This is a genomic window from Desulfosporosinus sp. Sb-LF, from assembly GCF_004766055.1.
Classification (GTDB): Bacteria; Bacillota; Desulfitobacteriia; order Desulfitobacteriales; family Desulfitobacteriaceae; genus Desulfosporosinus.
In genome coordinates, this window is the sequence record NZ_SPQR01000001.1 from 15146 (window position 1) to 41263 (window position 26118).

General features: G+C 44.6%; 22 protein-coding genes and 1 pseudogene. 22 read left to right on the forward strand and 1 reads right to left on the reverse strand.

The window, feature by feature from the left end; all coding sequences use genetic code 11:
* Nucleotides 1-28 precede the first annotated feature (28 nt).
* The 22 genes and pseudogenes from E4K68_RS00105 to ltaE all read left to right on the forward strand — a co-directional run bounded on the left by E4K68_RS00105 (nt 29) and on the right by ltaE (nt 24387).
* A complete protein-coding gene (locus E4K68_RS00105; RefSeq protein ID WP_135376733.1) occupies nt 29-1363 on the forward strand; it encodes a SpoIID/LytB domain-containing protein in 1335 nt (444 codons plus the stop codon).
* A gap of 84 nt (nt 1364-1447) precedes the next feature.
* The gene (gene queA / locus E4K68_RS00110; RefSeq protein WP_135376734.1) at nt 1448-2470 is read left to right on the forward strand and encodes a tRNA preQ1(34) S-adenosylmethionine ribosyltransferase-isomerase QueA; all 1023 of its coding nucleotides are present in this window, start codon (nt 1448-1450) and stop codon (nt 2468-2470) included.
* Nucleotides 2471-2514: 44 nt separating this feature from the next.
* Nucleotides 2515-3639 carry a tRNA guanosine(34) transglycosylase Tgt gene (gene tgt, locus E4K68_RS00115; protein ID WP_135376735.1) on the forward strand — a complete coding sequence of 375 codons (1125 nt, stop codon included), beginning with the start codon at nt 2515-2517 and terminating at the stop codon, nt 3637-3639.
* Between the two features lie 90 nt (nt 3640-3729).
* Nucleotides 3730-4086 carry a preprotein translocase subunit YajC gene (gene yajC / locus E4K68_RS00120; protein ID WP_135376736.1) on the forward strand — a complete coding sequence of 119 codons (357 nt, stop codon included), beginning with the start codon at nt 3730-3732 and terminating at the stop codon, nt 4084-4086.
* 150 nt (nt 4087-4236) lie between these two features.
* Nucleotides 4237-4638 (forward strand): annotated as a pseudogene (locus tag E4K68_RS00125) (EcsC family protein); the annotation flags it as partial.
* Nucleotides 4610-5272, forward strand: a complete 663-nt coding sequence (locus E4K68_RS00130) for an HD domain-containing protein (protein ID WP_135376737.1) — start codon at nt 4610-4612, stop codon at nt 5270-5272. The pseudogene E4K68_RS00125 and the gene E4K68_RS00130, both read left to right, overlap by 29 nt.
* Before the next feature lie 98 nt (nt 5273-5370).
* Nucleotides 5371-6603: a protein translocase subunit SecD gene (gene secD / locus E4K68_RS00135; protein ID WP_135376738.1), complete on the forward strand. Its 1233-nt coding sequence runs from the start codon at nt 5371-5373 to the stop codon at nt 6601-6603.
* On the forward strand, nt 6603-7553 hold the full coding sequence (gene secF, locus E4K68_RS00140; RefSeq protein WP_135376739.1) for a protein translocase subunit SecF: 951 nt from the start codon (nt 6603-6605) through the stop codon (nt 7551-7553). The genes secD and secF overlap by 1 nt, the downstream gene beginning before the upstream one ends.
* 206 nt (nt 7554-7759) lie before the next feature.
* Entirely contained in the window at nt 7760-8644 is an 885-nt protein-coding gene (locus tag E4K68_RS00145; RefSeq protein ID WP_135376740.1) for a polysaccharide deacetylase family protein, read from the forward strand.
* A gap of 999 nt (nt 8645-9643) precedes the next feature.
* Nucleotides 9644-9772 (forward strand): hypothetical protein, encoded by a 129-nt coding sequence (locus tag E4K68_RS21295; protein WP_282432945.1) that lies wholly within the window; start codon nt 9644-9646, stop codon nt 9770-9772.
* Nucleotides 9773-10840: 1068 nt separating this feature from the next.
* On the forward strand, nt 10841-11287 hold the full coding sequence (locus E4K68_RS00150) for a hypothetical protein (protein ID WP_135376741.1): 447 nt from the start codon (nt 10841-10843) through the stop codon (nt 11285-11287).
* Between the two features lie 192 nt (nt 11288-11479).
* Entirely contained in the window at nt 11480-12436 is a 957-nt protein-coding gene (locus tag E4K68_RS00155; protein WP_135376742.1) for a cation diffusion facilitator family transporter, read from the forward strand.
* Nucleotides 12437-12514: 78 nt separating this feature from the next.
* Entirely contained in the window at nt 12515-14956 is a 2442-nt protein-coding gene (gene recJ / locus E4K68_RS00160) for a single-stranded-DNA-specific exonuclease RecJ (protein ID WP_135376743.1), read from the forward strand.
* A gap of 17 nt (nt 14957-14973) precedes the next feature.
* Complete coding sequence (locus E4K68_RS00165; RefSeq protein WP_135376744.1) at nt 14974-15486, forward strand: adenine phosphoribosyltransferase; 513 nt, start codon at nt 14974-14976, stop codon at nt 15484-15486.
* Between the two features lie 67 nt (nt 15487-15553).
* Complete coding sequence (locus E4K68_RS00170) at nt 15554-17773, forward strand: bifunctional (p)ppGpp synthetase/guanosine-3',5'-bis(diphosphate) 3'-pyrophosphohydrolase (RefSeq protein WP_135376745.1); 2220 nt, start codon at nt 15554-15556, stop codon at nt 17771-17773.
* Between the two features lies 1 nt (nt 17774).
* Nucleotides 17775-18224: a D-aminoacyl-tRNA deacylase gene (gene dtd, locus E4K68_RS00175; protein WP_135376746.1), complete on the forward strand. Its 450-nt coding sequence runs from the start codon at nt 17775-17777 to the stop codon at nt 18222-18224.
* Between the two features lie 15 nt (nt 18225-18239).
* The gene (locus E4K68_RS00180) at nt 18240-18860 is read left to right on the forward strand and encodes an MBL fold metallo-hydrolase (protein ID WP_135376747.1); all 621 of its coding nucleotides are present in this window, start codon (nt 18240-18242) and stop codon (nt 18858-18860) included.
* A gap of 432 nt (nt 18861-19292) precedes the next feature.
* The gene (hisS, locus tag E4K68_RS00185; RefSeq protein WP_135376748.1) at nt 19293-20564 is read left to right on the forward strand and encodes a histidine--tRNA ligase; all 1272 of its coding nucleotides are present in this window, start codon (nt 19293-19295) and stop codon (nt 20562-20564) included.
* A 1-nt stretch (nt 20565) separates the two neighbouring features.
* The gene (gene aspS, locus E4K68_RS00190; RefSeq protein ID WP_135376749.1) at nt 20566-22347 is read left to right on the forward strand and encodes an aspartate--tRNA ligase; all 1782 of its coding nucleotides are present in this window, start codon (nt 20566-20568) and stop codon (nt 22345-22347) included.
* 177 nt (nt 22348-22524) lie between these two features.
* Nucleotides 22525-22806 carry a metal-sensitive transcriptional regulator gene (locus E4K68_RS00195; RefSeq protein ID WP_135377209.1) on the forward strand — a complete coding sequence of 94 codons (282 nt, stop codon included), beginning with the start codon at nt 22525-22527 and terminating at the stop codon, nt 22804-22806.
* Between the two features lie 21 nt (nt 22807-22827).
* Nucleotides 22828-23157 carry a thioredoxin gene (gene trxA / locus E4K68_RS00200; protein WP_135376750.1) on the forward strand — a complete coding sequence of 110 codons (330 nt, stop codon included), beginning with the start codon at nt 22828-22830 and terminating at the stop codon, nt 23155-23157.
* A 180-nt stretch (nt 23158-23337) separates the two neighbouring features.
* Complete coding sequence (gene ltaE, locus E4K68_RS00205) at nt 23338-24387, forward strand: low-specificity L-threonine aldolase (RefSeq protein WP_135376751.1); 1050 nt, start codon at nt 23338-23340, stop codon at nt 24385-24387.
* On the opposite strand, the gene E4K68_RS00210 is transcribed toward ltaE, so the two are convergent.
* On the reverse strand, nt 24374-25720 hold the full coding sequence (locus E4K68_RS00210; protein WP_135376752.1) for a replication-associated recombination protein A: 1347 nt from the start codon (nt 25718-25720) through the stop codon (nt 24374-24376). The two genes, ltaE and E4K68_RS00210, sit on opposite strands and share 14 nt — an antisense overlap.
* Between the last annotated feature and the right edge of the window lie 398 nt (nt 25721-26118).

The window sequence follows — 26118 nt, forward strand, 5'->3', positions numbered from 1 at the left end:
AGCATACGAGAAAGTAGGTGTGCAGGCTATGCTTCGGTTTGTGTATCGGTTATCCTTTTTATGTATGGCATTATTTGTGCTCGTGGTGATTCTGGCTACGCCGTGTCAAGCAAAAGAGATATCAGTTGAGCTTTTATGGAAATTAGGCCAGGCGGGGTGGGCCGAAATAAATGTTGATAAAGGGGAATATCAGCTCATCGTGAATAAAACATCTCTCCATTTCCCGACGGGTTCTACTCTTCAAGTGAGCTGGGGAGGGTGGACCCCAGTGTTAAGAATTAATCATGGAGAATTCCAAGTTTTTGACGGGTCTCTTTTGGAATTGAAGGGGATCAATCCGGGAGGGCTGCGCGTTAAAACGCCTGAGGGCCAAGATGTCGTATATCGTGGAGGACTACAACTTAGTTGGCAGGATAGTCATTGGCGGTTTATTAATCGTGTAGACAGTGAAGACTATCTTAAAGGGGTTGTACCGATCGAAATGAGTAATGAGTGGGCTAAAGGTGGAATGGAAGGGCTCAAGGCTCAAACAGTTGCAGCTCGAACCTTTCTTATTAAACATACGGAGAATGGCCGAAAGACGATCACGGACTCTCCCGATATTGATCAGGCCTACGGAGGTAAAAATGCTGAGGGGGAAGCTTCAGTTGCAGTTGAAGCAACTCGAGGAGAAATTCTGGTGGATGCCCAGAGTAAGTTGCCGATCGAAGCGCTTTATTCTTCGCATAGTGGTGGCTTCACAGAAGATGCTAAAAATGTTTGGGGAAATGCAGATACCAACAACGTGTCTCATCCTGACCCTTATTCACAAGGAGTTGGGGGTGCAGTAAATCATTGGAGGTTTATTGTCTCTGCCCCGATCCTGGGCACAACCTTTGGCTTGGGGCCAGTGCGCAGCGTTGAACTTGACAAATTCCCCTCAGGTAGGGTAAAAAGTGTAAGGATGGAAGATGGGATCGGGCATTCTAAGACTGTAACAGGACGGGCATTTGTCAAAGCGTTTTACCCGTTTGGGCAGCCGATTCGGACGGCCGCTTTTTTGGGGAATTTATTTGAGGTTAAGCCGTTCGCTCCAAACCTAGATTCGTTCGGAAAACCCGGCCCAACCATGTTTCGCGGATCACAAGATTTCTCTGGATTTTCTTATCCAAAAGAGCAGGGGCCTTTACTCTCCAAAGTTCTCAGTTCTTCGCTTGGAACGAGTCCTGTTTCTCAGCCGTTTGGCGTCTTTCTATTTGAGGGACGGGGTTGGGGTCATGGAGTGGGAATGTCCCAATGGGGAGCATATCATATGGCCCAAATGGGGTATAATTATCAACAAATATTAACGTACTATTATCACAATACGATCATTTCCGAATGATTATTATACGGAAATGACCTCGAATCGGGTCAAGCTTTGTGCCCGTTAGATTAAATTGTGTGATTTAAAAAGGAGAATGAAGGATTGAACGTTTCGGATTTTGATTTTAATTTACCGGAAACGTTAATTGCGCAACATCCTGTAGAGCCTCGGGATGCTTCCCGTTTGATGGTAGTCAATCGAGACAGTGAAGGGATTGAACATCATACGTTTCGGGATCTTGTGTCCCTTTTGAAAACGGGCGATGTACTTGTGCTAAATAACACCCGCGTTATTCCCGCGCGTTTGATAGGGGAAAAAGAGGGCACTGAGGCCAAAATCGAAGTCCTACTTCTAAGAAGGCTTGAACTTGATGTTTGGGAAGCCTTGGTTAAACCAGGAAAACGCCTTAAGGTGGGGCAGAAGGTTCGCTTCGGTAATGGACTATTGATAGCAGAACTTCAGGATATTTTAGCAAATGGAAACCGTAGGATTCAATTTACGTACTCAGGAGTTTTTGAGGGGATTTTAGACCAGCTGGGGGAGATGCCCCTTCCACCGTATATTACAGCTCAATTGGAAAACCAAGAACGGTATCAGACAGTGTACTCAAAGGAGCGAGGGTCCGTGGCCGCCCCTACGGCAGGACTGCATTTCACACCTGAACTTTTGAGTAGACTACAGGAAAAGGGCATAGAAATTGTGGAGATCCTTCTTCATGTAGGTTTAGGTACCTTTCGTCCCGTTAAAGTAGACGATATTCGTGAACACACTATGCATTCGGAGTATTACCGTGTGGATACGGAGGCAGCAGAACGAATTAATCGAGCAAAACTAGAGGGACGTCGAGTCATCGCAGTGGGGACAACAGCGGCTCGTACCTTGGAATCTGTCGGTAATAAAGGAAGGGTGGTACCTGGTGAAGGATGGACGGATATTTTCATCTACCCAGGCTATTCTTTTCAGGTTGTGGATGCCCTCTTGACGAATTTTCACTTTCCAAAGTCAACACTGGTCATGCTAGTTAGTGCTTTGGCGGGGCGTGAACTCATTTTAAAAGCCTATGAAGTGGCTGTTTTAGAACGATATCGGTTCTATAGTTTTGGAGATGCTATGCTCATCGTCTAATCATAATAAATCACTAAAGTTATTTATAGAAAGAAGTGAAGGGTTTGACCGCGGTTCATTTGGAAATACTTAAAGAAGATTCCCGGACTAGGGCACGCTTAGGGAAATTACATACTCCACACGGTATAATGGATACGCCGGTGTTCATGCCAGTTGGGACGCAAGGGACTGTAAAAACAATAACCCCAGAGGAGATCAAGGAGCTCGGAGCAGGTATGATCTTGAGTAACACCTATCATCTCTTTTTGCGTCCTGGGCAGGAGTTAATTCGGGAAGCGGGTGGCCTTCATCGTTTTATGAACTGGGATGGAGCCATTTTGACAGACAGTGGTGGCTTCCAAGTGTTTAGCTTGGGAGATCTGCGAAAAATCAAGGAAGAAGGCGTAGAATTCAGATCGCACATTGACGGCTCACGCCAATTTTTAAGTCCGGAAATTGCAACTCAAGTTCAGATGGCTCTGGGGTCTGACGTTGTGATGGCGTTTGATGAGTGTGCACCGTATCCCTGCACTCATGAGTATGCCAAAGATTCTTTGGAACGGACTACACGTTGGCTTAAACGATGTAAGGAAACGTTGACGACAACGGACACTCAAGCCTTATTTGGGATTGTACAGGGAGGCATGTATGAAGACCTTCGCCGTCAAAGTGCCGCTGAAATTATCGAATTGGATTTACCTGGCTATGCTATAGGGGGATTAAGTGTCGGGGAACCAAAGGAAATGATGTATGATGTTTTAGATTATACGGTCCCCTTACTACCTAAAGAAAAACCTCGTTATCTGATGGGAGTTGGTTCTCCTGATGCCATCATCGAAGGGGTTATGCGGGGGATTGACATGTTCGATTGTGTTCTTCCAACTAGAATTGCGCGGAATGGAACCGCGATGACTCGCTACGGAAAAGTAATTGTTCGCAATGCGGGAGTCGCTCATGATTTTGGACCGATCGATCCCACCTGCGACTGCTATACGTGCCGGAATTATTCTCGAGCCTATGTGCGGCATTTAATCAAAGCAGACGAGATCTTAGGTCTTCGATTAATGACCATTCATAATTTGCGTTATCTTCAGAACTTAATGCGTGAAATTAGGGAGGCAATTAAGGAAGATCGTTTGCCTGAGTACCGTCAAACATGTTTTGCAGATTATGGCTACGAGCAGAACTAGTCTGGGTCTGCAAGGTTTTCTCTCAATAAGAGAAGGATTTTGCCATGATATGGGGAATAGTTTAGAGATGAAATAAAGGAGGATCTTAATATGACTCAATCGACAATGTCTTTAGTCCTGTACTTTGTGGTCTTTTTTGGTATTATGTATTTTCTCATGATTCGTCCTCAACAAAAACAGGCCAAACAACGTCAGACGTTGCTCAGTAGTCTCCATGTCAAGGATCGGGTAATTACTGCCGGAGGAATTTATGGTAAAATCATGAAAGTGAAGGACAATTCCGTTATTCTGCAAATTGCAGATAAAGTAGAGATTGAAGTCGCCAAATCCGGAATTACAAGCGTGGAAAATCGCGATATCAATGCCGAAAAGGACAAAAAGAACGACAAGAATGATAAAGGAATAAAGCTTGCTAAAGAAGAAACTGACGTTAAATCGGAGTCTTAAACTAGGGGCTATGTGATAGATTAAGTTTTAATCTAGGCTCTTAGTGGATCAAGCGGATACATAACGGATATGTAAGGGCATTCTTAAAAGCAAGTGGTAATCCACTTGCTTTTAAGCTTAATGTGAGACGAAAGAAACACTGGGGGTGAACAACTGTTCCTCATCTTTGAGCTAGCACATCTTTATGGGTTTTCCACCAGTAATTATCGGGAGCGACTGTTTTTGCTGTATGTTTTCCAATTGGCCTTTTCCAGTCAAGAGAAACGTCCGGATTTATATAAGATCATTATAGAATGGGAGAGAAACAGAGAGAATTGGCCAACAGAGGAAGGGTATTTACAGCAAGTTGATTGGGATCAGTTTCAACGTGAATATCGGGATGCTATTGATTTTCGAAAGACACTTTAGCTAATACCGGGTTTGGGTACGGTTGTGGGTGCATGGGCAAATTACGGACTTGTGGATGATTTAGGGACAGTCGGAATGAATTGCTATCGATTACGAATTGCAGGAGGGGATTGTTTTGACAAAGGTCACTCTGCAAGATATTAAAGCAGATACTTATGTTCAAGGGCTAATTGATGCCGGAAACCGACATCTGGCAGCAATTGGGTATACAGAACATGGGCTCAGGCATGTGGGTCTGGTTTCCCATATTGCCTCGAATATTCTGGAGAAGATGGAACATCCTGAAAGGGAGTGCGAACTAGCAGCTATTGCAGGTTACTTACATGACATAGGGAACGCTGTTAACCGCGTTTCTCATGCTCAGACAGGAGCGATTCTCGCTGCTGGAATTTTGGAACGGCATGCTATGATACCAGAAGAAATTGCAAGCATCATTGGTGCGATTGGAAACCATGATGAGATGGATGGGAACCCGGTCAATAACATATCTGCCGCCTTGATCCTTGCAGATAAATCGGATGTGCATCGTTCTCGTGTCCGAAATTCCGACCTTGCGACGTTCGACATACATGACCGGGTTAACTATGCCGTTAAACGTTCCTTTCTGCGTGTTTATCCGAAGGAACGCATTGCTTTGGAACTCACAATTGATACCGAAATTTGCCCTGTAATGGAGTACTTTGAGATATTTCTGGCGCGGATGCTTTTATGCCGCAAGGCAGCCCAATTTCTGCTTACTAAATTTGAATTGAAGATCAATGAGGTCAAGCTGCTCTAATTCCATTGTTTTCCCTCGGATTGACATTGCAATCCTTAAAGTTTTATAATGATTGTTGGCATGGGCAAGTCCCAGCATATTGAAAGGGAGGAAAGCAGATGAGACGGGGAAACATCATCAAACTGGTAACGCTTGTGATACTTGTAGCTGTAGCTGTAGCGTTATCGATTAAACCCCTCGTGGATCCCGCGAAGGGCATCCCGTTGGGGCTTGACCTACGCGGTGGAGTGCATTTGGTGCTACAGGCCGAGCCTGATAAGAATGGCACTCCAATTACAAGAGATGATATGGACAAAGCTAAAGCGATTATTTCTAAGCGGGTTAATGATCTGGGAGTGTCTGAACCCATAGTGCAAGCAGATTATGATAAGAAACGGATGGTCATTGATTTAGCGGGTGTCACCGACCCTGATAAAGCAGTGGATATTCTAAAGACAACTGCCAAGTTAACGTTCAGGGATCCGCAAGGTAATGTTGTGCTCCAGGGAGATGAATTGAAGGATGCCAAGGGAGGGCAAGGCCAAAATCAAGGATTTGTCGTTAACTTAACATTTTCGGCTGACGGCGCCAAAAAATTCGGTGATTTAACGACCAAATTTATTGGTCAAAGAATTGGAGTTTATCTCGATGACAAACTCTTGACAAATCCAACGGTTAATACCCCGATTCTCAACGGACAAGCGGAGATCACCGGATACGCGACTCTAGAGGAAGCAGCAAGTAATGCCGTTCTCATGCGTTCGGGATCGTTACCCGTGAGCATGAGCATCTCTGAGAAACGTCAGGTGGGTGCATCGTTGGGGATTGACTCTTTACACAAAAGCATTCAGGCCGGAATTTACGGTCTCATCTTTATATTTCTCTTTATGCTTGTTTTTTACCATTTACCTGGGGTTGTGGCTGATTTCTCATTGGTCGTATACTCCCTTGTTGTGCTTTGGGTTTTCTGGATGTTCCGAGTCGTACTCACACTTCCGGGCATCGCTGGTTTTATTCTTTCCATTGGGATGGCCGTGGACTTTAATATTATTATTTATGAACGGGTTAAAGAGGAAATTCGTGCTGGAAAATCGTTGCGGGCTGGGGTAGAATCTGGGTTTAGCCGAGCCTTTATTACAGTTATCGATGCCCACGTGACGACGTTCATTGCTGCGATGACTCTTTACTTCTTTGGAACTGGTTCCATTAGAGGATTTGCGCTGACGTTAGGTGTGGGGATTGTTGCTAGCTTGTTCACCGCGATTACGTTTACTCGGCTCGTGTTACGATTGACTGTGGGAATTAACCCAAAAATGAAGACAACATGGTTTGGCGTTAGGAGGGATGTATAATGGAAAAAACCGGGCATCCAGCGACTTACGTTGAAGTGCAAAAATTACACCCACTTTATTTTAATATTGTGAAGAAACGGTATTGGTGGTTTGCTATTTCGTTACTGATTATTATTCCGGGAATCATCTCCCTCTTCATGCAGGGCCTGAATTTAGGGATTGATTTCAAAGGTGGAACAATGCTTGACATGACCTTCAAGAAGGCAGTGACGCAAACTGCTATCACGGATACGATGAAATCAGTGGGGCTTGAAGGACCTGTGCAATTGTCTAATGGAAACACAACCGCGTTGATTCGAACTGCGGCACTTGAAGAAACAAAACGAAATGAATTACTGACAGCCTTGCAAACCAAGGTCGGAGAGTATGATAAAACGACTCTTAAAGAGGATAAAGTAGGTCCAGCGATGGGGCAAGAGCTAACCCGAAATGCATTTTATGCATTAATCATTGCCATGGGTTTGATGATTGCCTATATCACGATTCGTTTCCAGTTTGTCTTTGCAATCTCCGGGATTATCGCCCTATTGCACGATGTTTTAGTGGTCGTAGGTCTTTTCTCGCTGTTTAGATGGGAAATTGATTCGACGTTTGTGGCAGCAGTCTTGACCATCTTCGGCTACTCCATTAATGATACCGTCGTGATATTTGACCGGATTCGAGAAAATGAAGCCAAGATGAAGCGTGGAGATAGCTTTGAAGACATGGTGGATAAATCCGTTTGGCAAACCATGCGTCGCTCGATCAATACCGTCGTTACGGTACTAATCGCCCTATTTTCGGTGTATATCTTAGGTGGGGAATCAACTAAGGTATTTTCGTTGGCCATGTTGATAGGAGTATTCAGTGGAGCCTATTCTTCAATTTTTAATGCCAGCCAAATCCTTGTGGAAATCAAGACTCATCTGAAGCCGAAGCACCGTAAAGGCGGCAAGGTTGTTCGCACTTAATTTTTAAATAGACCTCATTAACTTAAAGAGATCTCGAGAATTATTCTTGAGGTCTCTTTTGGCGTTTTCAGAATCGTATAAATGGCTTTGGCTCACTTAATTATTGAAAGGAATGAATTATATGGTAAGATAGGGCTAAAAATAAGGTAATAGAGCATGAACAATTACCATAAATTGACAGACTTTCAAGCGTGAAGGAGTTTACGATGCTGAAGAAAATAGTTTCTCTTCTTATTATCTGCTTGCTTATCATGGGAGCCAGCGGTTGTACTGGGACAAAATCTCCAGAAAAAGTCCCAGAGGATTCTTTACCATCAATGTCATCACACCTTATATCTGAAAATCAATTTGCTGCAACGAATTCTGCAGATGAGACAAATCGTGTTTCGGCGAACAACACGCCCGGAACTTCAAACGTGTCAAGAGCCCAAGCGGTTCCCGTTTTGTATTATCATTCGGTCATGCAAGAAACTGGAAACGAAGTAAGAATGCCTCCGGACCAGTTCGATGCTCAGATGGCTTACCTGCTGGCACAGGGGTATCAATGTATTACCTTAGATCAGTTATACCAGACCTCTGCTCAGGAAGATATTCTTCCAGCAAAACCTTTTGTAATCACCTTTGATGACGGTTACTTAGATAATTATACGATTGCTTATCCTATCTTGAAAAAATACGGGTTTACTGCAACAATTTTTATGGTTTCGAGTTATATAAATGGAGAGGGATTTATGTCCTGGTCTCAACTCAGAGAACTAGATTCCAATGGATGGAAAATTGAAGGCCATACAGTTAATCATCCATATTTGTCAAAACTGGACGCCGTTACAATGTTAAACGAACTTAAAAGTTCTAAGGATTTCTTAGAAAAGGGTCTAGGTCATACGGTTAATTTTTTCGCCTACCCCTACGGAGACGTCAATGATCGTGTTGCCCTGGCGGTTAAAAACTCAGGGTATGTGATGGCTTTTACCACAGAAAGAGGATGGGCCGATCCAAGAGCAAATGCATGGCATCTACAACGTGTATATTGCTTTGCCTCTATGGGTCTGAATGAATTTTCACGACGCATTCAGAACTCAAACTACTAGAATTCACCTGATTGCTCTCTGAATTAATTCGGAGAGTTTTCTATTGTCCAATATGGTTCACTCATTTTAATCCTCCGCTAGTTATAGCGAGGAGATCTAGTTCAGGAAAAGTGCTATTTCTAGCGGAAAATAGTTTATGGTAAAATTTAACATTTATAGAGATTTAACATATCTTAAAGTGAGCCCAGAAAAATACAGAGTTTTGATAAATAGGAGGTTGTTTGATATGGCATATGGCGTAGGTGTGGACGGTGTTGAAGGCGTTGGATGTAAAAACTTTTTACCTGGAATTGCAGTTGTGGTTGTGATTATCCTACTGTTAATCGCAATGGGAATAGTGTTCTAAACCAAATAAGAGTAACAATTTTGATAAACTAAAGGTTTATGAAGGGAGGGCATTTCATGTACGGATACGGAGCAGGGTGTGGTATGCCAGTAGGTGTAGGTCGTGGCGTGGGAGTTGGCATTATTGTTATCGCAATTTTAATCTTAATTGCCTTGGGAGTTATATTTTAACCTCGAAACAGCGAAAAACTAAAAAGATTAAAGGGGGTTAAAACAATGTTTGGAGCAGGCGGAACCGGAGTTGGTGCAGGGATTGCTGTGGTTGTCGTGATTATTCTTTTGCTCATCGCAATGGGAATCGTATTCTAACTTGGAAACAGGTTATACAGTAATTGGAGGTGATCTTATGTACGGGTACGGTGCAGGCATGGGTGTCGGTGGATGTGCAGGAATCGGAATTATTGCTGTTGCAGTTTTGATTCTAATCGCCTTGGGAGTAATATTCTAAAATAGTTGGCAAAGTAACTTCTGAGGATCCCATGTAATGGGATCCTCTTTACGTACTTGGTGCTAAATAGACAAACAGTACTATTGCAAAAAAGAACTCAGATTAGCTCGAAAATATAATGGAAAATATTAACATATATAAATCTCCTGAATATCTTAAAGTAAGCCCAAAGAAATACAGAACATGGAAACAGGAGGTTGTTTGATATGGCATATGGCGTAGGTGTGGACGGTGTCGAAGGCGTTGGATGCGGATGCAAGCAAAATTTCTTACCAGGAATTGCAGTCGTAGTTGTAATAATTCTTCTGTTAATCGCAATGGGAATAGTATTCTAAACATTTACGATTCTTATATTTGAGAAATAAGGAGGGTATACCATGTACGGTTATGGAGTAGGTTGTGGTGCACCAGTAGGTATAGGCCGTGGCGTAGGAGTTGGCATCATTGCCATCGCAATTCTGATTTTAATTGCTCTTGGAGTTATCTTCTAAACAAAATAAGTCAGAAAATAGACTAAAAGATTAAAGGGGGTCAAAATAATGTTTGGAGCATGTAGAACTGGTGTTGGTGCAGGTATCGCAGTGGTTGTTGTGATTATTCTTTTGCTTATCGCAATGGGAATCGTATTCTAACTTGAAACCATGATTATGGAATTACGGGGGTGATTTTATGTACGGTTATGGTGTAGGCATGGGCGTTGGTGGATGTGCAGGTGTAGGGATTATTGCTATTGCAGTATTGATTCTGATTGCCTTAGGGGTAATCTTCTAAAAGAAAACCAAAATTCATCTTGTTGAGGATCCCTAAATTAGGGATCCTTTTAACGTTTTGAGTTTATTAGTGTCATTTTGCTTTGCAGGATACAGTGTGATGTAGTTGCTTAAAAATATCCGATTTCATTTGTGTGGTATCGATTACCAAGTAAAAGATTTAAGGCCGTGCGCTTAAACGAAAAAGGGTGCTGGCATTATGAATCCAGCGCCCCTTTTTGGCAGTGCTATTGAAATAAAAGCCAATATCTTAGAATGGTGATCATAAGAAAAATCACGTTTATTGAGGATCAGATTTAAAGCCGTAAAGGCCTACCACCACCAGCGACGAAAGCCCCACCATGGGCCAAATCCAAAACCGCCGAAGCCCCCCCACCAAGGAAGACCCCAACCAAAACGACCCCACCACATAGACAAAACCTCCTTAAATTATCATCTTTGCTAACACATAGGTCTGTAGCTGTGTGATTTCTGCTACCTAATATAGAATATGAACGCTAAAGGATAGATGTTCTATAATTAGAAAATAATGGGTTTTTTATTTATGCGCGAAGAAAGCAATCTTCAAAAAGGTTAGATTATAGATTATTGGGCTATAATAGCAGAAAAGTATGGGTAGGGGAGAGAGGTTGCTTGGGATTCATTCAATTAGTATTACTGGAGGGACTGCTCCTTCTTTCAGCAGGCATGATTTTCTTCGGCGGGATTCGGGGAACAGTTGCAGCAACTGTTGCTTTGAGCGGAATTAACTTATTAGTTCATGATCCGGTTCAGTTTTGGCGCTGGGAAATCCCCCTTCTGCTTGGAGGCGTGGTAGGAATGTCACTATTACTTATAGTCGGTAGAATTGCCAATAGGGGTAAAGTGGTGAGTGGTTTGGTCGGAGGGGTGATCAGTTTAGTTCTTTTTGGTGCCTTTTTCACACCCATCATAGCCATTATCTTATGGGGTTTGGTATTCGGAACAGGTATTATCCCTAGATACAAACGAAGTGAGGTTTTGTGGAGCTTTGCCCCGACAATTTCACGGTTGATCTTGGGCCTTGGATGGATTATTTACGGAAATTTCTTAACTTTATAGCCAAAGCAAAATAAATCTTGCTTTCAGGTGCAGTATTTGGTATCTTATACATAAACTATCATTGTCAGGCAGTATGGCTGGGCTTCAGAACATGGGGCAGCGGAGGAATCCGCGGGACTTCCTTTTATTAGAGGAGTCCTATTTTTGTGTACTTTAGCAACTAGTTTTATGGAAGGTGAGGAGAGTTGAATCGTGGATGAGAAGACGCAGGTGGCCTCATTATCCGTCATTTCAAATACGTTTTTGACCTTAGCGAAAGTCGTAATCGGGTTAGCCAATGGTTCGGTGAGTATACTGTCCGAGGGAATCCATTCCGGTATTGACTTGGTGGCATCCTTTATTGCACTTTTTGCGGTGAGAGAGTCAGGAAAACCAGCAGATACGCGCCATGCTTACGGACATGGAAAAATAGAAAATGTTTCAGGCACAATTGAGGCTGTTTTGATATTTGTCGCCGCTATTATGATTATCTTTGAAGCAATTCAGAAGGTTTATAATATTATTGAGGGAGAGGGAGGCCATGTCGGAGACCTAGGATTAGGCATGGTCATCATGGGAGTATCTGCAATCATGAACTTGATTGTTTCGACACGACTTATGAAGGTCGCGAAACTTACCGATTCTGTAGCACTCGAAGCCGATGCGTTACATTTAAGGACAGACGTATATACCTCATTGGGTGTTTTTAGCGGCCTTCTCTTGATTAAGCTGACGGGTTGGGCTATCTTAGATCCGATTATCGCGCTTGGTGTAGCCTTAATGATCCTCAAGGCCTCTTTTGACTTGACAAAGGAAGCTTTCTCGCCACTCGTTGATGTTAGCTTACCTGATGAGGAGCGTGAAATTATTGCCGAAGTCCTTCTAGTCCATGCGGATGAATTTGTCGAATTCCACAAACTTCGGACTCGTAAGGCTGGAGCGGAAAGGCATGTTGATTTACATCTCGTCGTTGCCAAGTACACTTCAGTTGTTGACGTTCATGAACTGTGCGACATGATTGAGCAGGAGATTAATGAGAAATTGCATGGAACCCATATTCTAATTCACGCCGAACCATGTAGTAGTAGGGATACGGCATGTCCAGCTGAGGAAGGCCTAGCTTCCTCGTGTCAGGGTTGTGAGATAAGGAATCCAAAACAAGAACCGTAAGATTTTCGAATTCCAAATAATAAACGTTGCTGCTGTTTTCGCTCTGTTTTATAATGAAGGTCTGGGAGGAGTATAAACATGAAAAAAACATGGTCAATTCAGCAGCCTTTTGAACGTACGTCAGCAACACTTTGCGACTCCCTGGGAATTTCTCCGGTCGTAGCGGATATTTTAGCTCAAAGGGGTTTTCGCCGACCTGAAGAGGCTATTGAATTTTTGCGCCCAACACTCTTGAATCTGTTCTCGCCCTTTTGTTTTCGAGATATGTTAAGTGCCGTTGATCGATTGTCCCTGGCCTTAGAGCAAAAAGAAAAGGTGCTTGTCTATGGTGATTATGATGTGGATGGTGTGACTAGTACTACTTTGCTATATAAAATCCTGACTGATCTGGGCTTTAAGGCTGTGGCCTATATTCCACATCGCCAAGATGAGGGGTATGGTTTACATTCTGAATCGATTGAACGTGCCGCTAAATCGGGTGTGAGTGTTCTTATTACGGTTGACTGTGGGATCACTGCGGTTTCCGAAGTGGATCTTGCCCGAACGCTAGGGATCGATGTCATTATCACAGATCACCATGAACCACCCGAGATTTTACCGAAGGCTTTCGCTATCGTAAATCCCAAAATGGAGGATTCAGGCTATCCCTTTCGTGATTTGGCTGGAGTTGGCGTAGCGTTTAAATTGGCCCAGGCCTTATTGCAATCTCTGGGAACTCGTGAAATGGGTATACACTCGGAAATAGAAATGTTAGATTTAGTTGCTTTAGGGACAATTGCGGATCTAGTCCCTTTAACAGGAGAAAACCGAATTTTTGTCCATTATGGACTTTTGCAAATGGAAAAAACTCGTCATACTGGATTAGAAGCTTTACTCGAGGAGTGCGGGTTAAGGCAAAAAACTCTTAAAGCCGGTCAAATTGGTTTTATGGTTGCGCCACGCATTAACGCTGCGGGACGAATGGACAGTGCTAAAGCTGGCTTAGAACTTCTTTTAACGGAGGATCCTGCACGAGCGAGTGAGCTTGCTCGCCTCTTGACTGAGGAAAATCTGTCGCGCCAAGAAACTGAGAAAGAAATTCTCGAGGAAGCAATTGCTTTAGTGGAGCGGGGACCCCTACCGAGGGTGCTTGTGCTTTCCTCAAATCACTGGCACCACGGGGTTATTGGGATTGTGGCTTCTCGTTTAGTAGAACGTTATTATCGTCCAGTATTTATGATTGCCGAGGATGGGGAAGAGGCCAAGGGCTCGGCACGTGGAATTTCTGGTTACCCTGTGTTAGAGCAGTTGACCACTCAAGCTCATCTTTTAACAAAGTTTGGGGGGCATAGCCAGGCTGCGGGATTCTCGCTCCTGACAGAAGATATCGAACGATTGAGAGCAGGTCTGAATGAGGAAGCGTTGGTTTTTGAGGAAAGCCTTTATCAAGAAGTCTTAAGAATTGATCGTCAAGTTTCCTTGGATACGATCACGGGAGATTTGCTCCGCGACCTCGAAAAAATGGCTCCGTTTGGCTTCGGAAACCCCGGGCCGATCCTTGCCTGCCGAGAGATTCCAGTGCATTCAGTTAGTGCGGTCGGCAAAGAACGAAGTCATCTTAAATTTCGGTTTGGTTCTCAGGGGGAAAAAGAAGGAATCGCTTTTCGACTAGGAGAACATTTGAATGAACTGAATCGAGAAAAAAGATTAGATGTTGCGTTCAGTTTAGATTGGAATACCTTTCGAGGGCGAGAGGATGTTCAATTAATGATCAAAGATATTCGAGCGGAAGCAGATTGGCGCGAGCAATCGTCTCTAATAGGGGATTGTTTAAATGCATATCGTGAGGTTGCGATTGCACAAGATGACGCAGAAGTCGAGTGGCTGGACTGGCGGAACTTAACTCGAGACGAGTGGCCTTTACCCAGAGCTAAAGAACGACTATGGGTTTGGGACACGACTGGGAGCGAGCCGACGCTTCGGCAATGTAACGATTTTAGTGATGACAGCCATACTCAAGAAGACCCTCTAGGTAAGCCTTCGAATCTGAAACAGGGTGAGGATGGGGATCTTGGTTTGATTCATGGCCTCCCGCTTACGGAAGAAGATTTTAGCGAAGGGGTAGAAAAACTACGACGATTAGGTATCAATCGCATAGCCCTTGCAGGATTTCAAAGCGTTAATGAGGAAAGGATTCGACTGCGGTGTGGATCTTTGACACGCGAAGAACTCATTAGAATCTATCGGGATTTGTTAGCCAAGGCAAAAGAAGGCAATCCTTTTCACTATCGGTTTAACCCGGAAATCTCGAGTAATGTTCGAGTGGCCTTTAAGATTTTCGAAGAATTAGGGCTCATCCGTTGTCAGGGGGGAACTGAAGAGATCTCGTTAGAGTGGGTTCCAGCCCAGAGCAAGTTAGATCTCGATTCTTCTTTACGCTATCGGTTCGCGAACGATTGGTTCAATAGGGCTAAGAAATTTCAGTATGGACTATTGAAAGCTAAGTTGGATAAAACTAGTACTAATTGGAATAGTTTATAGGAAGTGGGGATAAGATCATGGATTTTAGGGATCATATTCGCGTTATTTCTGACTTTCCCAAAGAGGGAATTTCGTATAAGGACATAACGACTTTGCTCAAAAACGGCGAAATGTATAGGGCTGCTATTGATGCGCTTGTCGAAAAGATTAAACCGTGGAAGCCCGACGTGATCGTCGGTCCAGAAGCCCGTGGTTTTTTATTCGGTGCCCCCGTTGCCTACGCCTTAGGAATTGGTTTTGTTCCCGTGCGAAAGCCTGGCAAGTTGCCTTCAAAAACTATTAATGAAACATACGCTTTAGAGTATGGGTTTGATACGTTAGAAGTCCATGCAGACGCTATTGCACCCGGTCAAAGAGTCGTTGTCGTTGATGATCTTTTGGCAACGGGTGGAACTATGCTCGCAACTGCAAATCTCATGAAAAAAGTTGGGGCAGACGTGATCGGAATGGGTTTTTTGATCGAGTTGTCATTCTTGAACGGAAGAGAAAAATTAGCCAATTATCCCGTTTTTTCCTTGGCCGAGTATTAGAATGCTGCAAGCTTGTTCGGGCAAATGATCGATAGAGCGTTATATCGCTGATGAGAGGAGTTCGCCAATGTCCTTCGCGGAATTAAGGATAAAACTGCAAAAGACATCTACACCGTCACGGCTAGCCATTGTGGACAAGGCCTATCAATTCGCTGAAGTTGCCCATCGTAACCAACTTCGCAACTCCGGGGAGGACTATATTCTTCATCCTCTAGAAGTTGCGCAGATTTTGGTTGAACTGGAAATGGATGAAGCAACCATTGCGGCCGCTCTGCTCCACGATGTTGTGGAAGATACGGCGTTTACCATTGCGGTTATTGAGAAGGAATTTGGGCCAGAAGTGGCTTTGCTGGTCGATGGGGTGACCAAGCTCGGACGGATCGAGTACAAGAGTAAGATGGAGCAGCAAGTGGAGAATTTGCGCAAGATGTTCTTGGCTATGGCTAAGGACATCCGTGTAATTCTTATTAAACTTGCTGATCGCCTCCATAATATGCGAACTTTGAAATATCATTCAGTCGAAAAACAAAAAGAAATTGCCAAGGAAACCCTTGAGATCTTTGCACCTCTAGCGAACCGTCTTGGGATTTTTCGGATCAAATGGGAGTTGGAAGATCTTTCGTTTCGGTATCTTAAGCCTCAGGAATACTATGATTTAGTGGAAAGAATTGCTCTGAAACGTCGGGAACGAGAAGCCTATATCAAAGAAGTCATCGTGCAAATGCGCGAACGATTGGATGAAGTAGAAATCTATGCGGATATTGCGGGCCGTCCTAAACATTTTTACAGTATTTATCGTAAAATGATCACTCAGCACAAAGAACTGAGTGAAATTTATGATCTGATTGCGATTCGAGTGGTTGTCGAATCTGTGAATGATTGTTATGGGGCACTGGGAATTATCCACACTTTATGGAAGCCGATACCGGGGCGTTTTAAAGATTATATCGCCATGCCTAAGCCCAATATGTATCAATCTCTACATACTACTTTGATCGGAGCTCACGGAGAACCCTTTGAGATACAGATTCGGACTTGCGAAATGCATCGTACATCAGAATATGGTATTGCGGCACATTGGAAGTACAAAGAAGGCGGTCATAAAGAAAGCACCAACAAAGAAAACGGTAACAAGGTAGAGAGCGTAAACTTTGAGCAAAAGCTTTCTTGGTTGCGTCAATTGTTGGAATGGCAACATGATTCCCGGGATGCCGGAGAGTTTATGGAATCTTTAAAGATCGACTTATTTGCGGATACAGTTTTTGTATTTACCCCCAAAGGGGATGTCGTAGAATTACCGGCAGATTCATGTCCGATTGATTTTGCCTACCGGGTTCATACCGATGTAGGACACCGCTGTATCGGCGCAAAGATTAATGGACGGATCGTTCCGCTTGAGACAAAACTAGTTAATGGGGATATTATCGAAATTTTGACGTCCAAGCAAGGTGGCGCACCTAGCCGGGATTGGTTAGCTTTTGTTAAAACTTCGCAAGCTAAGAGTAGGATTCGCCAATGGTTCAAGAAGGAGCAACGAGAGGATAACATCGTCCGTGGACGTGAAAGTTTGGAACGCGAGGTTCGTAAACTTGGTCTTGACCCTGCCAGCGTCCTCAAACCGGAAAGTCTCTTTGCGATCGGCAAGAGTCACAACTTCGTAGGGCTTGATGATTTGTATGCCGCCATAGGGGATGGTGTACTGACTGCCAATAAAGTCCTCATGCGCTTACGTGAGGATTTATCGAAAGATGAACGTGAAAAGCTGCAACTTGCCGCACTGCAACAAACGGAAGGGAAAACACCAACATCGAGCGCATATGGCAAAGCCTCCCACGGGGTACAGGTTAAAGGCGTTGATAATGTATTGATCCGTTTTGCACAGTGCTGTAATCCACTTCCGGGAGATGCGATTATTGGCTATATTACCCGTGGCCGTGGAGTTTCCATTCATCGCGGGGATTGTGTCAATCTCATCAGTCACTCTCAAGAAGAACGTGAGCGGGTCGTGGAGGTCAAGTGGGCAGAACAGATGGATTCCACTTATCATGTGGATATTCAAATTTACGGAGTGGACAAGCCGCGTTTGGTTACCGAGGTCATGAATACGGTTTTGGATACACGTACACATATTTTAGGTATTAATGCTCGGGTGGGAAAAGATAGTATTGCACATATACAATTGCGTATCGAGATACGAAACCTGGAACAACTCAAAATGGTGATGAATAAAATTCGTAAGGTCAAGGATATAACAGAGGTCAAGCGGATTCACTCAGGAGGAAGTTGATATGCGCAGTGTTGTCCAGCGCGTTAAACGCGCATCGGTGACTGTTAATGGAGAAACTGTGGGGAACATATCCGCCGGACTCTTGGTCCTGTTGGCTGTTGGGCAGAAGGATGAAGTTGACGATATAACCTGGATGGTTGATAAACTCGTAGGTTTGCGTGTCTTTGAAGATGAAGGGGGAAAAATGAACTGTTCTGTCTTAGATGTAGGCGGAGAAATCCTCTTGGTTTCTCAGTTTACCCTCTATGGTGATTGCCGAAAGGGAAAACGACCTAGCTTTTCGACCGCCGCATCTCCTGAACTGGCTAAGGGCATGTTTGATCGTTGTGTGGAAACGATTCGTAGCCGTGGCCTGAGGGTGGAAACTGGGGTCTTTCAAGCGGAGATGGACGTTGAGTTGATTAACGATGGGCCTGTCACGTTACTCTTGGACAGTGAGAAAAAATTCTAAGGGGGGGTATTGTTCGTGATTGAGGGGCGAGCTATGGGCGCAATGGCGGCAAATTGTTACTTGTACGCCTGTATGGAGACTAAAAAGGCAGTAGTTATCGATCCTGGAGCTGACGGGAAAAGGATTTATCGCTGGATTTTGGAGAAGGGTCTCAAAGTAGATTACATTCTGTTGACCCATGGACATGTGGATCATATCGGTGCGGTGGATGAACTCAGAGGCCTCATAGAGAATGTTACAGTAGGGATTCATGCGGGTGATGCGGGGATGCTTACAGATGGCAAGAAGAACCTTTCAAGTTATTTTGGTCCAGGTCTCGCCCTTGAAAAAGCAGACTTTCTACTACAAGATGGGCAAGAACTAACCGTCGGAAAAGAAGTTATGAAAGTAATTTCTACGCCTGGACACTCTCCAGGAGGCGTGTGTTTTTTGAGTTCTGAAGGGTTGTTTAGCGGGGATACGCTTTTTGCCGGGTCGATTGGCCGCACCGATTTTCCAGGAGGATCTATGGAACAACTTCTTGAGGGAGTCAAGAAAAAGCTTCTAATCCTTCCTGAGGATACCCGGGTTTTCCCTGGGCATGGAGAAGAGACTAGCATTGGAGAAGAGAAGCGAGATAATCCTTTCTTGGTATAAAGATATATGAGTAAGCTAAAACCCTATATTATGACACTCGTCTTCAAGACCTCAGAACAGTTGACAAATGATGATTAACTTTGATAGAATAGTAGCTAAACATAAAAAGATATCTAAATACCCACAACATCTTTTGGAAAAATTCCGCGTTACTCTTTCTTCAGGGAGGGCTAGCAAGACTGGAACTAGCCTGTGAGACTCTCGGTTGGACACTCTAAAAGGGGTATTTTGTTACGGATGGTCTCGTTAACGACTGGAAAGTGGGCGGAAATAATTCCGTCAATTAGGGTGGCACCACGAGAAGTTCTCGTCCCTTGCGCAAAGCAAGGAACGAGAACTTTTTTTAACGAAGTGAAAAAACACTTCTGGAGACATAAGGAAGCTGGTCAAGCTTGCTTGGAGTAACATTAATGGATCAAGGAGGAATTTACTATGGGAATTCAGCGGCCAAAAGGGACTCAGGATCTTTTGCCGGGTACGGTGGAACAATGGCAATATCTCGAAGAAACAATTCGCTCAGTTTGCCGCGAATTTGGGTATGATGAAATTCGGACACCGATGTTCGAAGCGACCGAACTTTTTCAGCGGGGGGTTGGACAAACGACTGATATTGTCCAGAAGGAAATGTATACCTTCTTGGACAAAGGGGATCGTTCGATGACTTTGCGTCCGGAAATGACGGCTTCCGTTTGCCGTGCTTATGTTGAGGACAAGCTTTTTGGACAACCCCAACCAGTTAAGCTCTACTATATGGGCCCTATGTTTCGCTATGAACGACCACAAAGTGGACGTTTTCGTCAGTTTCATCAATTCGGAGTTGAAGTGTTAGGTGCTGAACAACCGCTTGTTGATGCAGAGGTGATCAGCTTAGTCTGGAATTTATTCCAACGTCTCGGACTGAGTGGACTTGAAGTCCATGTTAACTCGGTCGGCTGTCCGATTTGTCGAGCGAAACATCGTGAACAACTCCAGGAATTTCTGGCCACGCGGCGTAATGAACTTTGTAAGGATTGTCAAGATCGTTATGAACGCAATCCCTTACGTATTCTCGATTGCAAGAATCCGTCCTGTCAAACACTTACTGCAGGAGCTCCGACAACAAAGGATACTCTTTGTGAGGAGTGTAGTACCCACTTTGAGAGAGTTCTTGCTTTATTAGGTGTAGCAGGAGTGGCCTATCGAGTTAATCCGCGCTTGGTTCGAGGACTTGATTATTACACAAAAACTGCTTTTGAAGTTATGGTGGAAGAAATCGGAGCTCAAAGTGCCATTTGTGGAGGGGGTCGGTATGACAAGCTGGTCGAAGAAATCGGTGGATCACCAACCCCAGGTATCGGATTTGCCATGGGAATCGAGCGCGTCTTAACAGCACTTCAAGTTCAAAACAAACTTCCTGAAGAAAAACCCAGGTTGTTCGCTATGCTGATTGCCCTAGGCGAGAAGGCACAGAACGAGGGTTTTGCGTTACTAAGTGCCTTAAGAACTCAGGGTATCTCTGTGAGTATGGATCTGCAGGGGCGTAATTTAAAAGCTCAACTTAAAGCCGCTAATCGCCAAGGAGCTCACTATGCCCTCATTCTTGGGGAAGAAGAGCTGGAGAAAAACGTGATCCTTATTCGAGATCTAACGTTAGGGGAACAAAGTGAGATTCCACTGGTGGACGCGGTCGAGGAAATAAACAAGAATTATCAGAGAGGTGTTTAGCATGACGATGTTTTCAGAGCGTGTTGAAAATGAAGAATTAGGGTTAGGAAAAGTAGGAGAAGTCGTTCGTTTGCTGGGATGGGTTCAGCGCCGTCGTGACCATGGAGGACTGATTTTTGTCGATCTGCGGGATCGTTCGGGTATTGTTCAAGTTGTCTTTGACCCAGAGAAGATGGGCGATGGTTTTGTTCTTGCGGAAAGCCTTCGTTCTGAGTTTGTAGTCTCTATCCAAGGCCTCGTGATCGCCCGACCAGAGGGGATGATCAATCCGAACTTAGCGACGGGAGAAATCGAGATCGTGGCAAGGTCCTTGGAGATATTAAACGGAGCTAAAACTCCTCCTTACTATCTTGTCGATAATGTCGATGTGGATGAAACAGTGCGATTAAAATACCGCTATCTGGATTTGCGTCGCCCAGAGATGCAGGCTGTGTTCAAAATCCGACATCAAGTCATGCAGATTATGCGGAATTACTTTGACAGTCGGGGCTTTTATGAAATCGAAACCCCGATGCTCACTAAATCTACCCCGGAAGGGGCTCGAGACTACCTTGTTCCAAGTCGTGTTCGCCCCGGGGAATTTTATGCATTACCCCAATCACCCCAAATATATAAGCAACTCCTCATGGTAGGAGGTATGGAAAAGTATTTCCAAATCGCTCGCTGTTTCCGAGACGAAGATCTAAGAGCGGATCGCCAGCCGGAGTTCACACAGCTTGATGTTGAGATGTCCTTTGTTGAGGTGGAAGATATTCTTCCTATGATGGAACAATTGATGGTGCGGATTTTCTCCGATACTATTGGAAAATCTATAAAGACGCCTTTCCTTCGTTTAACCTATAAGGAAGCCATGGAACGTTTTGGGTCCGATAAACCGGATACACGCTTCGGAATGGAACTCATCGATGTGGGGGACCTTGTGGGCAAGGCTGGATTTAAGGTGTTTGCTAATGCAGTGGCTAACGGCGGGAGTGTGAAATGCATTTGTGCCAAAGGATGCGCAGGGTTACCACGTCGCGAGATTGATGACTTAGGCAAGTTCGTGAGTACTTATCGAGCGAAGGGCTTGGCTTGGATTGTTTTGGCCGAGGAAGGGATAAAATCTCCTATTGCCAAATTCTTCACAGAAGAGGAAATGAAGGCCTTAATTGAACGTATGGCTGCTGAGACAGGAGATATTTTGTTCTTCGTCGCTGATACCTACCCCATTGTCTGCGATGCACTGGGACATCTTCGTTTGGAGTTGGGTAAACGATTAGGACTGATTCAGGAAGATGCACTTAATTTCTTATGGGTTACGGAATTCCCACTTTTAGAATATGATGAGGAACAACAACGGCATATCGCTATACACCATCCATTCACAGCACCCATGGATGAAGATCTTCAACTTTTGGAGACCGAACCGCTTAAAGTTCGGGCCAAAGCTTACGACATGGTACTTAATGGAACCGAACTTGGAGGCGGAAGTATACGGATTCATCGACGAGGAGTTCAGGAACGGTTATTTAGCTTGCTGGGATTCACTGAGGAAGAGGCGGTAGCGAAGTTCGGTTTTCTCCTGGAAGCTTTTGAATACGGTACACCACCTCATGGTGGAGTTGCTTTTGGGCTTGACCGGATGATTATGCTTTTATCAGGAAAGGATAATATACGAGACGTGATTGCCTTCCCAAAAACACAAAGCGCGTCAGATTTAATGGCACAGGCTCCTTCGACAGTAGCAGATAAACAATTAAAGGAATTGCATATTAAGACGGATTTAGGAGAGTCGGTGTCTTAGCCGACTTGCCTCGCCATTCGTTTAAGTGCAGCAGGCTATGGAATTTTTGATATGTCCTTACTTGGTGAGTTGGGTATTATTATTTTTGGTTCATCTCGAAGGGGAGTTGACAGAGGAGAGGGTATTGGCTATAATAGCATTGTATCTACCCCCTCGGGGTATCGGAGGAAGCATAAGATGATGAATTCGACCCCATATTTGGAATCCAAAGAGGATCTCATTCGCAGGCTGAAAAAGATTGAAGGCCAAGTCAAAGGGATTCAACGTATGGTGGAAAATGACAAGTATTGTGTTGACGTGTTAATTCAAGTGGCCGCAGTTCGTGCCGCGATTAACAGAGTTGGTACCATTGTCTTTGAACACCATTCACGTGGATGTATGCGAAACGCTGTTGAAAGCAAGGATCACGAAGCCGCGATTGAAGAACTTATCGGAGTGCTTACTAAATTCATTAAATAAGTTAGTTAGGGAGGAATAGTTATGGCAGGTGCAAATGTTAAAACCTTTACTACTGAGAACTTTGAGTCAGATGTTTTGAAGTCTGAAAAAGCAGTTTTGGTGGATTTTTGGGCTCCTTGGTGTAGTCCATGCCGCATGGTTGCTCCGATTGTAGAAGAACTTGCGGATGAATATGTTGGCAGAATTGTTATTGGAAAAGTCAATGTAGACGAGAATGGCCCAATTGCCGGTCAATATGGGGTCATGAGTATTCCAACACTCGGTATTTTCAAAGGGGGCAAGATGGTTGACAAAATCGTTGGCTTCCGTGGAAAAGCTGATCTTGTCAAAATGCTTGACGCACAGATCTAAGTTTTATCTGGGCTTATCTAGCTCTTTCGTATAGCTCTTAATAAATACAGACAGAAGCGATGCCCCTTAAACTGGGCATCGCTTTCTTAATTAACTAGTTTTAATTTCCTGGGAGTTCACAAGTATCCTGCCTTTGGGAGTATTTAACTTAGAAGATTGATAAGAAGGGGAGTAGGGCAAATGGAGCATTTCTACAAAAGGTTCGATTTTCGTAGTGACACGGTGACCGTGCCGACTCAGGTGATGCGCGAAGCGATGTACAAGGCTGAAGTGGGGGATGATGTCTTAGGAGAGGATCCGACCATTCAACGATTGGAACGCTTAGCGGCTGATAAAGTGGGCAAAGAAGCTGCACTTTTTGTGACGAGTGGGACGCAGGGGAACCTTGTCGCGGTTCTAACCCATACTAAACGCGGGGATGAAGTAATTCTGGAATCAGAGGCTCATATTTATTATTATGAAGTTGGTGGGATGGCTGCTTTAGGTGGTGTGATTCCTCGTCTCATCGAGGGAGAAGCTGGGATAATCACTCCAGAAGCTCTGAAAAAAGCGTTGCGGGGAGAAAATATCCATTTTCCTAGCGCTTCGTTGCTTTGCCTTGAAAACTCTCATAACCGAGCTGGAGGGGCGATTTGGACCCCCAATCAAGTAAAATCGGTTGCTGAGGTCGCCCAAGAACGAGGGCTTCATGTGCACGTAGATGGCGCTCGCTTGTTTAATGCGGCTATCGCTCAGAACTGTGAGGCTTCAGACCTGGTGGCTCCAGTTGATTCGGTGATGTTTTGCCTTTCCAAAGGACTAGGGGCACCGGTGGGGTCCATGCTTGCTGGAAGTGCAGAGTTTATTAATCGTGCAAGGAAAATGCGTAAAATGCTGGGCGGAGGGATGCGCCAAGCTGGGATTTTGGCTGCTGCTGGGATCGTAGCTTTGGAAAGCATGACTGAAAGATTAGGCGATGATCATTCGTTGGCCTTGAAAATTGGACAAGCACTTTCTGACATCCCGAATGTAAGTGTTGATTTGGAACGGTTAAAGACTAACATTGTACTAGCCGAGATCGATCCGGCTTGGGGTTCGGCTGAAGAACTTGTCCAGGCTTTAGAAGCCTCGGGAGAGATTTTAGCCGCGGATTTCGGACCGCAGACTGTCCGATTTGTAACTCATAAGGATGTTGGGGAACATGACGCTGCAAAGTTGATTGAGACAGTTAAGCAGATTATGGAAGGTTAACCTGAAATTTAAACGTTTTTTCGGTTTCTTTAGTGTTGTTAGGTTTTTTAAGGGATCGGTCTGACTCCTTTCCCATGTCAGAGGGGTTATAAAAAGTTTGACCTTGAACATGGGGGGGGAGGTAGGTCTGGTCGACCCAGTGATTGGGGTAGGAATGTGGGTAAAGATATCCTTGACCATTCCCCAATTTTGTCGCATCAGGGTAGTGGCTGGATTTAAGATGGGCAGGCACTTCCCCAGTGGGGTAGTTTTTTACATAAGAAAGGGCGAGGTCCATGCTTTGGACGGCGCTGTTGCTTTTTGGAGCGGTCGCGATAGCCAGTACAGCTTGAGCCATGGGGATCCGTGCCTCAGGCAGTCCAAGCCATTCGAGAGCATTGGCGGCTGCATGAGCCTGGAGCATGGCCAATGGATCTGCGAGCCCAACGTCCTCAGACGCGTGGACTATTATACGACGCATGATGAAACGTGGGTCCTCACCAGCCTCTAGTAAAACGGCTAGCCAGTAGAGCGCGGCATCCGGGTCTGAGCCACGCATACTTTTGATAAATGCGGAAATGATGTCATAATGATTGTCTCCTGCTTTGTCAAAACGGATGGCTCTTTGCTGTATCGATTCTTCTGCTATGGCGAGGGAGATAAGGCGAATCCCGTTTTCAAGTGGAGTGGTGAGAACGGCCAATTCTAAGGCATTAAGAGCCCTTCGTAAATCCCCGTTGGCATAATTGACCCAGTGTTCCCAGGCTGGAGGGAGGATTTCCACCTTATACTGTCCTAGGCCTCGTTCTGTATCCGTTAAAGCGTTTTCAAGTCCAAGACGGATTTCTGGAGGGCTAAGAAGCTCTAAACGGAAAAGCGTGGATCGGCTAAGGAGTGCGGAGTTAAGTTCAAAGAAGGGGTTTTCTGTCGTGGCCCCGATGAAGGTGATGGTGCCGTCTTCGACGGCAGGAAGAAGGGCATCTTGTTGCCCCTTATTAAAGCGGTGAACTTCATCACAGAAAACTAAGGTGCGTTTCCCGTAAAGGTGTAGGTCATCAGTAGCTTGTGTGATGATTGCGCGGATGTCTTTGACACCAGAGGTGACCGCATTGATGCGAATAAAACTTGACGTTGTCTTGGCCGCGATGACCTGTGCTAGAGAGGTTTTGCCTGTTCCAGGTGGGCCATAGAGGATTAGTGAAGAAACACGGTCAGCGTCAATAGCCCGTCTCAGGAGTTTTCCAGGTCCAAGTATATGACTCTGGCCGATGTATTCGTCGAGTGTTCTAGGGCGCATACGTTCAGCAAGAGGCGCGACCTGATGCTGATCAAATGAGGCGGAAAAAAGATCCATGTTGATGTTCCTTTCTGGAGAGGAAGTGTCTTAGCACGTTCGCAATCGCTCCTTGTGAAGTTGGTCGTGGCCCCTTCACTTATGCCTGAGAAAAAGGTCCCCAGCTTGCATACAATTTTGCTCGTACAACTTGATCCTGTTAGTGATAATAATACATGACCTTACCGCAAAAAGCACTACTGCGAAGAACGGACGTTAGGGGAATATGCCTGTGCGATTAAGAGTACTTTCGAGCTTCGACAGCAGAATTAGACATAGAGAAACAAAATACTAGTATAGAAAAAAGAGAAGTAAATGAGTTGGATATACTCTTGACAAATCCCGAGTGTTTTTATAAGATATGTTCGAAAGATAAAATAGAGTTCAAGAAGGATTTAACTCTTGGAAAAGAGGTGAGG